Origin of the sequence: Aggregatibacter kilianii (assembly GCF_003129965.1) — a bacterium.
In the GTDB taxonomy this organism is placed as follows: domain Bacteria; phylum Pseudomonadota; class Gammaproteobacteria; order Enterobacterales; family Pasteurellaceae; genus Aggregatibacter; species Aggregatibacter kilianii_A.
This window is the reverse complement of record NZ_NRCJ01000003.1, coordinates 195166-208287: the sequence shown is the minus strand read 5'-3', so window position 1 is coordinate 208287 and position 13122 is coordinate 195166. Positions and strand designations below refer to the sequence as shown.

10 protein-coding genes are annotated in these 13122 nt (G+C 48.0%); 5 read left to right on the top strand and 5 right to left on the bottom strand.

All coding sequences use genetic code 11. From position 1 onward, the window contains the following. Positions 1-150: 150 nt before the first annotated feature. On the bottom strand, positions 151-2445 hold the full coding sequence (gene cas3 / locus DK430_RS03485) for a CRISPR-associated helicase Cas3' (protein WP_109077727.1): 2295 nt from the start codon (positions 2443-2445) through the stop codon (positions 151-153). Positions 2446-2693: 248 nt separating this feature from the next. Between cas3 and glnE the strand changes: the two genes are divergently transcribed. Together glnE and DK430_RS03475 are read left to right on the top strand one after the other, a co-directional pair. Then, complete coding sequence (gene glnE, locus DK430_RS03480; RefSeq protein WP_109077726.1) at positions 2694-5627, top strand: bifunctional [glutamate--ammonia ligase]-adenylyl-L-tyrosine phosphorylase/[glutamate--ammonia-ligase] adenylyltransferase; 2934 nt, start codon at positions 2694-2696, stop codon at positions 5625-5627. Positions 5628-5826: 199 nt separating this feature from the next. Continuing rightward, complete coding sequence (locus DK430_RS03475; protein ID WP_109077725.1) at positions 5827-6777, top strand: bile acid:sodium symporter family protein; 951 nt, start codon at positions 5827-5829, stop codon at positions 6775-6777. 77 nt (positions 6778-6854) lie between these two features. On the opposite strand, the gene DK430_RS03470 is transcribed toward DK430_RS03475, so the two are convergent. The 3 genes from DK430_RS03470 to prfC form a co-directional block, all read right to left on the bottom strand. After that, entirely contained in the window at positions 6855-7154 is a 300-nt protein-coding gene (locus tag DK430_RS03470; protein WP_109077724.1) for a helix-turn-helix domain-containing protein, read from the bottom strand. Between the two features lie 5 nt (positions 7155-7159). After that, positions 7160-7501: a type II toxin-antitoxin system RelE/ParE family toxin gene (locus DK430_RS03465; protein ID WP_109077723.1), complete on the bottom strand. Its 342-nt coding sequence runs from the start codon at positions 7499-7501 to the stop codon at positions 7160-7162. Between the two features lie 188 nt (positions 7502-7689). Then, positions 7690-9273 carry a peptide chain release factor 3 gene (prfC, locus tag DK430_RS03460; RefSeq protein WP_109077722.1) on the bottom strand — a complete coding sequence of 528 codons (1584 nt, stop codon included), beginning with the start codon at positions 9271-9273 and terminating at the stop codon, positions 7690-7692. Positions 9274-10102: 829 nt separating this feature from the next. Between prfC and DK430_RS03455 the strand changes: the two genes are divergently transcribed. Continuing rightward, positions 10103-11116, top strand: coding sequence for a porin (locus tag DK430_RS03455; protein WP_109077721.1), 1014 nt, complete (start codon positions 10103-10105; stop codon positions 11114-11116). Positions 11117-11120: 4 nt separating this feature from the next. Here DK430_RS03455 and DK430_RS13150 read toward each other — a convergent pair whose 3' ends face one another. Next, entirely contained in the window at positions 11121-11264 is a 144-nt protein-coding gene (locus DK430_RS13150; protein WP_162616800.1) for a hypothetical protein, read from the bottom strand. 77 nt (positions 11265-11341) lie between these two features. Between DK430_RS13150 and DK430_RS03445 the strand changes: the two genes are divergently transcribed. Then, positions 11342-12202 (top strand): phosphoribosylaminoimidazolesuccinocarboxamide synthase, encoded by an 861-nt coding sequence (locus tag DK430_RS03445; protein WP_109077719.1) that lies wholly within the window; start codon positions 11342-11344, stop codon positions 12200-12202. A 64-nt stretch (positions 12203-12266) separates the two neighbouring features. After that, positions 12267-13118, top strand: a complete 852-nt coding sequence (locus DK430_RS03440; protein WP_109077718.1) for an SDR family oxidoreductase — start codon at positions 12267-12269, stop codon at positions 13116-13118. Positions 13119-13122 lie beyond the last annotated feature (4 nt).

Below are 13122 nucleotides of genomic sequence, written 5' to 3'. Positions count from 1 at the left end.
GAACCCACCGAGAGTAGCCCACGCAAAGCGGGGGAGCTAGTAGGAATCCCCGTCCTTTAGGGCGGGGAGGATGTCAATTTTTTTAATTGCGCTGATGATATGCTTTTCAAAAATAAAAAGCAATTTTTTGTTCTAAAAATGTTAAGTTAGCTAAAACACCAAACTCTCCCCCTTCAAAAACGCCGTATCCTCCCAACTCACCCCTGCCATGTCATCATACAAATCCAGCCCAATCAGCGTATAAAACTGTTTGCCGAAGTTTTTTTCGTTAATCGGTTCGATACGTCCGGCTTTATACAAGGCGGTGAGGGCTTTTTCGGGGATTTGGACGGTGTAAGGTTGCAGTTTGCGCAGCAGTCCGCCGACGTGGTCGGCGTGGCGCAGGGTGTCGATGAGGCGTTCGGCTTCAACATCGAACGGGATAATCAGCGGCTGCATATGGCTTTCGATCATGCGGAAGCGGGCGGCGACGGTTTGGAAGGGGAAGTCGAGGCTTTGCCCTGTGTCGCTGTGCATTTTTAGGATTTTTTTGTTGTCCAGTTCGCTGCCTTTTAATTGATAAAGCTCGGCGAAATAGGCGGCGACGGCTTGGGTGGATAAGAGGTCGTCTGAAAAGTCGTCGGCGGTCAGGCGCATGACGGCGGCTTGTGTGGCAAGTTCGGGCGGGGCTTTCCATTGTTCTTCGGGCGCAAATATCCATACGAAGCTGTTTTCAGGTAGCCTTTTGCCTTCTCGGTTGCAGCGTCCGGCGGCTTGGGCGACGCTGTCCAACCCTGCTTCGGCGCGCATCACCAGCGGGAAATCCACGTCAACGCCGGCTTCGATTAAGGAGGTGGCGATGACGCGGCAGGGTTCACCGTTTTTCAGACGACCTCGGATGTCGTCGAGCTGTCGGCTGCGGTGTTTGGCGCACATTAAGGTGGTCAAGTGGAACGTGCCGTCAAACGGTTTGGCTTGGTCGTACAGGCTGCGGGCGTGGCGGCGGTTGTTGACGATAATGAGCATTTGCGGGTGTTCGCCGAGTTTGGCGAGCAGATCGGCGTCGGTTTGCGTGCCGATGTGTTGCACGGTAGTGCGGCGCAATTTGTCAAAAAGTGCGGTCGGTTTTGGGGCAATTTCTCGCACGTTTTCAAAGCCGCGATAGAAGCCGTTTTCCGCTTGCACGGCGGGCTGGGTGGCGGTGCACATGACGACGGAGCAGCGGTAGTTTTGCGCCAGTTCTTTAATCGCCTGCATGATGGGCAAGAGAAGATTGAGCGGCAGCATTTGCGCTTCGTCGAGAATGATGACGCTGCCTGCGATGTTATGCAGCTTGCGGCAACGTGAGGAGCGGTCGGCAAACAGGGATTCGAAGAATTGCACGGCGGTGGTAACGACGACGGGCGCGTCCCAGTTTTCCGAGGCGAGGCGCAGTTTGTCTTTGGTAGCTTCGCCTTGCAGTTTGCCGTCGTCAAAAGTGCTGTGCTGTTCCAACACGGCTTGTTCGCCCAATTCGCCGAAGGCTTTGCGGAACTCGGCGGCGTTTTGTTCGATGATGCTGGTGAAGGGGATGGCGTAGATGATGCGCCGCATACTGTGCCGTTTGGCGTGTTCCAGCGCGAATGCCATGGAGGTGAAGGTCTTGCCACCACCGGTAGGGACTGTCAGCGTAAACAGTCCTGGCGGTTCGGCTGCTTGAGCGACGGCGTGATCGAGAATTTCACTACGCAGGCGGTTTAAGGTGGCGTTGCGTTGTTGGGCTTCGGTTTGCTGCGGAGTTTGGGCGATACGTCGTCTGAACGTGTCGATAAATTGATTGAAATTGCATTGCAGGGCATTTAAATCGGGATAATCGCCGCGTTCGGCAATTTTGTTTTCTAAATTTAAGTAAAAGGCTTCGGTATCGAGATAATCGGCATCCACCAGGCAGGAATAAAGCATTCGGGTAAAAAAGGCGTAGGAGAAATAAGGATGATGCGCGTTGGCCTTGAGCGGTGGTGCAGACAAGGTTTCAGGCAGCTTGATTTCTTGTTGCCATACGCTATCGAGTGCGGGAATATCTTTGCCAAACTGCAATGCCAGACGCTGTTTCAAAGTGCTGCGGTTATCGCCTTCGCTCGCACCATTCGCCAAACCGGCATGATGCCCCGCAATACAAAACGCCATCAGCTTGCCGATAGCAATGTTACCCCAGCGTTCAAAAGCGATTTTGGCACCGGCGGTTGCGTGATCAACTGAAGGACCGCCATGCAAGCGACAATTAAATGGTTCTGAGTATTTCCCCAAATCATGCAATTGTCCGGTGTGGTAGGCAATTTCCTGCGCGCCGAAGATTTGGGCGAACTCCGCCGCCATTTTCCCGACATTTTGAGCGTGGGATTGGAGGGTTTGCCAGCGTCCGTAAGGCAGGAGGTTGCCGAGTGGATCTTGGGCGGAATGAGCGTAGCGAATAACGGATTGGGGCATGGCGGTTTCCTAAGGTTTAATACAATATCGTTTTTATTTAATGCAATAAAGTGCGGTTTCTTTTAAGAATAAATTGCTATTTTTTAGAAACATAAAATCGCGCTTACTTGTAGCTGGAGGGTATCAAAAATATTACGTAGCATCTAATATCTTTCTCTCATTCTGAGACACCAATCACACTTTTTCCCCCCTGAAATTTCCCCCATTTCATGCTAAAGTTGACGCACCATTTTTCATAAGGATTCATCATGTCTTTTGTTGCGCCATTCACAGATAAACTCCATTCCCTTGCCGAAGTGCTGATTCAATCTTTTCCGGAACAATTCGATGCGACGTTGTTTGAACAAATCGACCGGCAGAAAGACGATCCTGCAACGAATATCGGGCAGATTGCCGTGGCGGTGGCGATGTCGGATTTTGTGGCGGATGTGTGGCAAAAACAACCGCACTTTTTGGCGAAATGCTGGAAAAAACTACCGCACTTTGAGGACTGTGACGGCTATGCTGAACGGTTGAATGAGGTGTTGCAGGATGTGCAGACGGAAGAACAGCTTTACCAGGAATTGCGTCGGTTTCGCGCCCGTGAAATGGTCAAGTTAAGCGTTTGTCAGAGCATCAATTTCGCCACGGTAGAACAGATTTTCATTCGTCTGTCGCAACTGGCGGAAAGCCTGATTATCGGCGCGCGGGATTGGCTTTATGTGCGGGCGTGCGAGGAAATGGGAACGCCCACCGATGCGCAGGGCAACGCACAGCAATTATACATTCTCGGCATGGGAAAATTGGGCGGGTTTGAGCTGAATTTTTCCTCCGACATCGACTTGATTTTTACTTACCCGAGCCAAGGGGAGACGGTGGGCGCGCGCCGCAGCATAGACAATGCGAAGTTTTTTACCCGTTTGGGACAACGTCTGATTAACGCCTTGGATCAATACACCGCCGACGGCTTTGTGTACCGCACCGATATGCGCCTACGCCCTTTTGGCGACAGCGGTGCGTTGGCGCTCAGTTTTAACGCCATGGAGCAGTATTATCAAGATCAGGGGCGCGATTGGGAACGTTACGCCATGATCAAAGGGCGAATTTTAGGCGCACAGGCAACGGATCCGAATGTTGCCGTATTGCAAAATCTGCTGCGCCCGTTCGTGTATCGTCGGTACATTGATTTCAGCGTGATTCAGGCATTACGCGACATGAAGCAAAAAATCGAACGGGAAGTGCGCCGTCGCAATCTCACCGACAACATCAAACTGGGCGCGGGCGGCATTCGCGAGGTGGAATTTATCGTGCAGGTGTTTCAGCTGATTCGAGGTGGGCGTGAAATCGCACTACAGCAGCACGAATTGCTGAATGTATTGCCGGAACTGAGCCGGCTCAATTTAATTTCTGCCGAACAGGAAGCGGATTTACGTCATGCCTATCTCTTTTTGCGCCGTGCGGAAAACGTGCTACAAGCCATCAAAGATCAGCAAACCCAACAACTGCCCGACAATGACTTGGATCGTGAACGTCTCATCTTCGCCTGTGCAGAATTCACCCAATGGAACGGGCAACAAGAAAGCGTTGCCGTCGCCTACCCGATTCAGGATTGGGACGGTTTTCTTGCCGTTTTACAGGCACATCAACGCAAAGTGCGGTCGGTTTTTCAGTCATTAATCGGCGACGAGCCGGAAGAAAACACGGCGGAAAATGAGTGGGAAGATTTTCTCGAAACCGATTTCGACGAACAGGAATTGCTCGGCATTTTGCAACAAAACGGCGTGCTGGAAGCGGAACAGGATGCGGTGTTGGATCGTCTGCTACAATTTCGCAACGAACTGCCCCGTTATGCCATCGGTGTGCGCGGGCGGGCGGTGCTCAATCGCTTAATGCCCAATGTGTTGCAACAAGTGTTGCACACGCCCCGTTGCCACATTTTGCTGCCGCGGATTCTGAACATCATCGAAAAAATCCTCACCCGCACCACCTATCTGGAATTGTTGGCGGAGAATCCGCAAGCCTTGACGCAGCTCATTGAGTTTTGCGCCCAATCGAAATTCATTGCGGAACAGGTGGCGCGCCACCCGATTTTGCTGGACGAGTTGCTCGATCAAAAATCCCTGCGAAATCCACCGCACTTTACCGAATATGCTTCTGAATTACAGCAATATTTGTTGCGTCTTCCGCAAGACGATGAGGAGCAATTTATCGACGGCTTGCGCCAATTTAAACACGCCGCCCTGCTCCGCATCGCCGCCGCCGACATTCTCGGCGTGTTGCCGGTGATGAAAGTGAGCGATCATCTCACGTATCTGGCGGAGGCGATTATCGGCGCGGTGGTCAATCTGGCGTGGCAACAAATCGCCGTTCGTTTCGGCGTGCCCGAACATTTGGCGGAAGGGCAAAAAAACTTCTTGGTGGTGGGCTACGGCAAATTAGGCGGCATCGAATTGGGCTACAAATCCGATTTGGATCTGGTGTTTTTATACGATCCCGTCAGCAACAGCCAAACCGTCGGCGGCAAAAAAGTCATCGACAGCAACCAGTTTTATTTACGCCTCGCACAGAAAATCGTCAGCATTTTCAGCATGAACACCAGCGCGGGGATTTTGTATGACGTGGATATGCGCCTGCGTCCGTCCGGCGACGCGGGATTGCTCGGCTGCTCTTTCGCGGCGTTTGAGAATTATCAACTGAACGAAGCCTGGACTTGGGAAAAACAAGCCTTGGTGCGCAGTCGTGCGGTGTTCGGTGAAGCGTCGTTACGGGAGGAATTTGATGCCATTCGTCGCAACGCGCTTTCCGCGCCGCGTGATATGGCGCAACTCAAACAGGACGTACGCGATATGCGCGAAAAAATGTATCGGCACTTGGCGCAACATGAGGAAAGCCAATTTAACATCAAAACCGACGCGGGCGGCATCACGGACATCGAATTTATCGCCCAATATCTGGTGCTCGCCCATTCACCGCAACAACCTGCACTCACCCGCTGGTCGGATAACGTGCGAATTTTCGAGATTATGGCGGAATACGGCGTGATTTCCGAAACAGATAGCGAACGCTTAAAACAATGTTATGTGGATCTACGCAACCGCATTCATCACCTGAACCTGCTCGGCTTGCCTTCCGTGGTGGACGCCTCGGAATTTCATGAGGAGCGGGCGTTTGTGCGGGAGATTTGGGCGCAGTTATTCAATTAAAGTCAGGCGATTCCATTAAAGTGCGGTTGTTTTTGACGACGTTTTTTCATTTCCTTAAAAAAACGTGAATTTATTTACCAAAATAAAATAAATTCACGTTTTCTGCTTTTCAACCCGGAAAATATTTTTTCATTTCGTCTATTTTCTGCTATGTTGACTACCTTTTTTCACTATCCGCATTTCAATTTAAGGACAGTTTATGCACGCATTGCTTAAATTCACACAATTTGTCAGCAAAACCTTTGCCCTTTGGGTTTTGCTTTTCGCCCTTCTCGCCTTTGTTTCGCCGGAAACCTTTTTAGGACTCCGCCAATACATTCCTTATTTGCTCGGCATTGTTATGTTCGGTATGGGGATTACGCTCACCTTCAACGATTTCAGCGAAGTAGCAAAACACCCGAAAGCCGTCATAGTCGGCGTGGTCGGACAGTTTGTGATCATGCCGTCTATCGCTTTTGTGCTCGCAAAAGCATTGAATTTACCGGACGATTTAGCCGCCGGTGTGATTCTGGTGGGTTCCTGCCCGGGCGGCACATCCTCTAACGTGATGACCTATTTAGCCCGTGGCAACACCGCACTTTCTGTGGCTTGTACGACAATTTCCACCTTGTTGGCGCCGTTGCTGACACCGATTATCTTCTATGTGCTCGCCAGCCAATGGATTGAAATCAACGCCACCGCCATGTTCGTTTCTGTGTTGGAAATGGTGCTCTTCCCGATTTTCTTAGGCTTGGTGGTTCGTGCCCTGTTCAAAAAACAGATGTCGCAACTCAGCCAAACCATGCCGCTGGTTTCCGTTGTCGCCATCGTCTTGATCCTTGCCGCCGTGGTTGCGGGCAGCAAAGACAAAATCATCGACTCCGGTTTATTGATTTTTGGTGTGGTCGTGGTGCATAACTGTTTAGGCTATTTATTGGGCTTTATCGCCGCGCGCGCCTTGAAACTCAACAATTACGACAGCAAAGCCATCGCCATTGAGGTGGGTATGCAAAACTCCGGTTTAGGTGCCGCCCTCGCCACCGCCCACTTAAATCCGATCGCCGCCGTACCAAGCGCCGTGTTCAGCTTCTGGCACAACGTCTCCGGCCCGATTCTGGCAAACTACTTCTCCACCTTGAAAAACGGCAATGAAGAAGAAAGTAAGAAGTAAGTAAAAACATCTAAAAAAACGACCGCACTTTGATCGATAAAATCAAAGTGCGGTCGTTTCTTTTATCAAATCAAAATTTAAATCCGGAAAATCCGCTGATGTCCATTAGGCATTTCCACACTAAGGCGCAATTTCCCGCCCATGGCTTCAATATAGCGTTTTAATGTTGCCAACTTAATTTCATTACCACGTTGTTCCATTTGATTAATCGCCGGTTGCGTCACACCTAAGATCGTTGCAAGTTGTTGCTGCGACATATTCAATTCATCACGTAGCAGTTGCAAACCCGTTTCAAGAATTAACTCTTCCGCCATGACTTGAATACGCTGTTGACTGTCTCTTGAACGTTCATTGATGACTTGCTGTAATGTTTTCATGTTACTTACTCCATGCCTGCTAAATAATGATTCAGTTCTTGATCCGCGATCCGAATCATATTGTGATAAAACCGCTTGTCATTGCCCTTATCCCCGCCGCATAACACAACGGCTCTACGCTTCGGATCAAAAGCAAAAAATATCCGAATTGCTCTTCCGGAATGTTGAACTCGTAACTCTTTCATATTGCTATGCGCCGAACCTTCTATACTGTCTACATACGGGCGAGCCAGATTGGGGCCAAAATGTTCCAATCGCACTAAATGAGCCAAAACCCGCTCCTGAATTTTAAAAGATTGTTGATTTAACCAGTTTTCAAACCGTTCCGTTAAAATCACTGTCCACATAACCGCCTCATTTTATAATCTATAACTTATATCTTCAATAATAAATAGGGCAAGTATGAGAAATGCTTCTAAGCAATCAAGAAAGCGAGATTAGTTTTACGACGATGATCGCAAAACATCTAAAAAAAGGACCGCACTTTGATCGATAAAATCAAAGTGCGGTCTTGTTTTTGGGTATTTTCGTGAAATCAGTGTTCGCGGGTTTTGAAGAAGGTTACGTCGGGGTAACGTTCTTGGGCGAGGTTTAAATTCACCATGGTCGGGGCGATGTAAGTGAGGTTATCTCCGCCGTCGAGTGCCAAGTTTTGTTCGTTTTTACGTTTAAATTCTTCGAATTTCTTTGCATCGACACACTCAACCCAGCGCGCGGTTGCCACGTTGACGGTTTCGTAAATGGCTTCCACGTTGTATTCGGATTTTAAGCGGGACACCACCACGTCAAACTGCAATACGCCTACCGCACCAACGATTAAATCGTTGTTCAGCAACGGGCGGAAAACCTGTACCGCGCCTTCTTCGGAAAGTTGTACCAAGCCTTTTAGCAATTGCTTTTGTTTAAGCGGATCTTTCAGGCGGATGCGGCGGAACAATTCCGGCGCGAAATTCGGAATGCCGGTGAATTTTAACTCTTCCCCTTGGGTGAAAGTGTCGCCGATTTGGATCGTACCGTGGTTATGCAAGCCGATAATATCGCCGGCGTAAGCCTCTTCCGCGTGGGCGCGGTCGCCTGCCATGAAGGTTAAGGCATCGGAAATCACCACGTCTTTGCCGATACGTACGTGTTTGAGTTTCATGCCTTTTTCGTATTTGCCGGACACCACACGTAAGAACGCCACGCGGTCGCGGTGTTTCGGATCCATGTTAGCTTGGATTTTAAATACGAAACCGCTGAATTTTTCTTCGTCGGCAGATACTTTACGCACGTCCGCCTGACGGGCTTGTGGCGCCGGCGCCCATTCCGTTAAGCCGTCGAGGAAATGATCCACGCCGAAGTTGCCCAACGCCGTACCGAAAAACACCGGTGTGAGTTCGCCGCTTAAGAATAAATCCAAGTCAAATTCGTTGCTGGCGCCTTTCACCAGTTCCAATTCATCGCGCAATTGTTGTGCCAAGTCATCGCCCACGGCGTTATCCAGTTCAGGATTATCTAACCCTTTGATAATACGTACTTCCTGAATGGTGTAGCCTTGTCCTGTTTGATAAAGATAGGTTTCGTCTTTGTAGAGGTGATACACGCCTTTGAACAATTTGCCGCAGCCGATAGGCCAAGTAATCGGCGCACAGTGGATTTTCAACACATTTTCCACTTCGTCCAGCAATTCCATCGGATCACGAATATCGCGGTCAAGTTTGTTCATGAACGTGATAATCGGTGTGTCGCGCAAACGGGTCACTTCCATCAATTTAATGGTGCGCTCCTCGACCCCTTTTGCCGAGTCGATGACCATCAAACAGCTGTCCACGGCGGTTAACGTGCGGTAGGTATCTTCGGAGAAATCCTCGTGCCCCGGGGTGTCCAGCAGGTTCACCAAACAATCGTTATACGGGAATTGCATTACGGAAGTAGTAATGGAAATCCCGCGTTGTTTTTCCATTTCCATCCAGTCGGATTTGGCGTACTGCGCCGAACCTTTGCCTTTCACCGAACCGGCTTTTTGAATGGCATTGCCGTAAAGCAATACTTTTTCGGTGATGGTGGTTTTACCCGCATCGGGGTGGGAAATAATCGCAAAAGTGCGGCGTTTGTTAACCTGTTCTTGTGGGTGTGTCATCGGTGTTGTCTGTATTATTTGGTTAAAGAAATAAAGAAACCGCCTTAAATGACGGTTCAAAAATGAGTGGCGCAACTATATGCTTTTTAGCCTGTTTTTTCAAGCACGGAAATAGCTGTCGCGATCGTAATGTCGCCATAAAGTGCGGTCGGTTTTCAGAGTGTTTCTGTAGGGTGGGTTTGCTAACCCACCACAGGTTGCCCCCACCCATAGATAAGGTCAAGATTTTATTGGTGGGCTGGCAAGCCCACCCTACCCGTCGCCTTTATGGCTCTCTATCAAGCATGATGTTAAAAATACCTGAAATTTTCACCGCACTTTTTCTTTAAAAACGTATTTTCTATCTAAAATTCATCATAAAACTCAAGTTAAAATGGAGTAAAAAAAGCCTGCACTCCATTGTTTTAAAAGGGATTTATGGTATTGACTCTGTGATCTGAATCACAAAAATAATACGAATTTCTCCGCTTAATTAAAAAATATTAATTTTATTTTTTCGTTAAATTTTAAAATAATTTAATTTCCATGATTATCAATGAATTAGAAAAATATGGATATAAAATCCTATATTAAAAAAATATTGAAAATGTGATCCAAATAACATTTATAAATGATTTAAAAACTTCATATAAAACCATAACACATTGATAAACAATAAATTTCAAAATAAAGAAAAATTTCCTAACCAGTTGACAGCATAAAAGCCTTTGATTAGCGTTAGCTCAAAATTAAGTAAAACACCATTAAATAATAAAAAATGGAGTGAAAAATCTTAATTTTAGTAAAGGATGACATCAATTTTATTTAAACCAACTGCAAGGTGACCAATATGAAAAAAACACTTCTCGCATTAGCCTTAACGGCAATGGCAGCGACCTCCGCAAATGCCGCTGTAATTTACCAAACCGACGGTACGAAAGTTGATTTAGACGGACGTGGAGCGTTAGAAATCGTGAAAGCGAAAGGCAAACGTACCGACTTGGTAGATCGCGGTTCCCGCGTACGCGTTCGCGCCTATCAAGACATCGGCGGCGGTTTTACGGCATTAGGTGCGGTAGAAATTCGCTTTACAACCAACGGCACCGTGGGTGACGGCGTGAAAACCCAACGTTTATTCGTCGGAATGTCGCATGAAGATATCGGTTCATTAACCTTCGGTCGTCAACTCACATTAGGCGACCACATTCCAAAAGCCAACTACTCCTATGAATTAGGCGGCAACGTGTTACATGATTCCGCCCCGAAAGCGGCGCACTTTATGTCTAGCAAATTTGCAGGCTTCCGTTTTGCCGCCGATTATTATTTCGGTGAAGCGGATAAAACCAAAGCCGCAAGCGGTCAAGGCTACGGCGTCGGTGCGTTCTATGACGGACAATGGGATGACTTGGCGGTAAGATTCGGTTCCGGTTATGTGGAAATCACCAAAGGAAACACAAAAGCGGATGACTACAAACAAAAAATGTTGGGTGTAGGCTTTGATGTGAAATATAAAATCGTTAGCGTCGGTTTAGACTGGGCGCATGGTAAATCAATCAAGGGCCACAAAGATTACAATTTCAAACATAGCATGAGTGCTAAATACGAAAAAATCGACCGTTTCGATTTAGGCTTCAAAGTCCAAGCCACCGAGAAAAACGCCGTTTACGGCGCTTACTTGTGGGGTACGGGTAAAAATGCGGATCAGCCGAAAGGTAAATACCGTGGTTGGACATTGGGTGTCGATCATAAATTCAACAAATATGTTTCAGTTTACCTTGAAGGCGGTAAAGCGCAAGTAAAAGAAAACGGCAAAAAAGTGGCGGAAGGCGCCCGTGTGGGTTTAGGTACTCGAATTACTTTCTAGTTTTTTATCTATAACAATAAATACTGTCTTTTTTGACCGATGACGCGAGTTGTCGGTCTTTTTGCTTTTCTTGCCCGTACAGTTTAAAAACACGGTGAAAATCAACCGCACTTTCCGGCAAAAAATCACCCGCCGAAGAATCTTGCATAAAAAATGCAAACGTTTGCGTTAAAAGTGCGGTAGAATACGCGGCACGATTTTTACGCAGATAAAAAGGTAAATGAAATGACACAACTCAGTCTTAAAAAAATCTATTCCGGCAAAGTGCGGGATTTGTATGAAATCGATGACAAACGAATGCTGATGGTGGCGACGGATCGGTTGTCGGCGTTTGATGTGATTTTAGACGATCCGATTCCGCGTAAAGGCGAAATTCTCACGCAAATCTCCAATTTCTGGTTCAACAAACTTTCCCATATCATGCCCAACCATTTCACTGGCGACAGCGTTTACGATGTGCTACCAAAAGCCGAAGCGGATTTAGTGAAAGATCGCGCGGTGGTTTGCAAGCGTTTAACCCCGATTAAAATCGAATCAATCGTGCGCGGTTATTTAACCGGCAGCGGGCTGAAAGATTACAAACAAACCGGCACGATTTGCGGTTTAGAATTGCCGAAAGGCTTAACAGAAGCCAGCAAATTGCCGGAGCCGATTTTCACCCCGTCCAGCAAGGAAGAAATCGGCAACCACGATATTAATATCAGCTACGCCGAATGCGAAAAATTGATCGGCAACAATCTCGCGGCGCAAGTAAAAGAAAAAGCCATCGCCCTTTACACGGAAGCGGCAAAATACGCGCTGAGCAAAGGCATTATTATTTGTGACACCAAATTTGAATTCGGTTTGGATGAAAACGGCACATTAACCCTAATGGACGAAGTCCTGACCCCGGATTCCAGCCGTTTTTGGTCGGTGGAAACCTATAAAGAAGGCACGAATCCGCCGTCTTTTGATAAACAATTTATCCGTGACTGGCTGGAAAACAGTGGCTGGAACAAACAACCGCCGGCACCGAAAGTGCCTGCCGAGGTCATTCAAAAAACCGTTGAGAAATATCAAGAAGCCTTGGATTTATTAACGAAATAACTTTAAAGCCATCCCTTCTATGGATTAGAATAGCGGGGATTTTTCATCACGAAACAGGAGTAATATGAGGTCGGTTGCGATTGTCGGCTTGGGTTGGTTGGGCTTACCGTTGGCACGCCATTTGAAAAATCTGGGTTGGGAGGTCAAAGGCACGAAACGCACGCATGATGGTGTCGAGCAAATGCGTTTATTGCGATTAGAAGCCTATCACTTGGAACTCACCCCTGAAATTAACGCCGATCCTGACGATTTAACCGCGCTGTTGTCCGTTGATTCGTTGGTCATCAATATTCCGCCGAGCCAATATTTTTTCGACCTCAAACAGTATGTGCGCGGCGTACAGAATCTGGTGAACGAAGCCCTGTTGCACGGTGTTCAGCACATTATTTTTATTAGCTCCACGTCTGTTTTTCCTGAAATTTCCGCGCATTTTGACGAATCCGTCACCCCTCGCCCCGAAACGGATGTAGGTCGTGCCTTGGTCGAAATCGAGAACAATCTGGCGCAGTTACAAAACGTCGATTGTGATGTCATCCGTTTTGCCGGTCTCGTGGGGCAGGATCGCCACCCGATTTTCTCCCTCGCCGACAAACCGGATCTCAAGTGCGGTCATTCGCCGGTGAATTTAGTGCATCTGGACGATTGCGCCCGTGCCATTCAGCTTTTACTGGAAACGCCCGGCGGTTATCGCCTATATCATTTGGCAGCGCCCGTGCATCCGCCCCGAGAAGCCTATTATTGTCTGGCGGCAGAAAAATACCGTTTAAATCCACCGCACTTTATCAGTACGCCGGACGATCCGCAGCGTATTATTACGGCGGATAAAATTTGTCGTGAACTGGATTTCGTTTATCAATACCCCGATCCGAATCTGATGTTTGCGGAAGAGAAGAATGAAAGTGCGGTGCGTTTTTAAAATG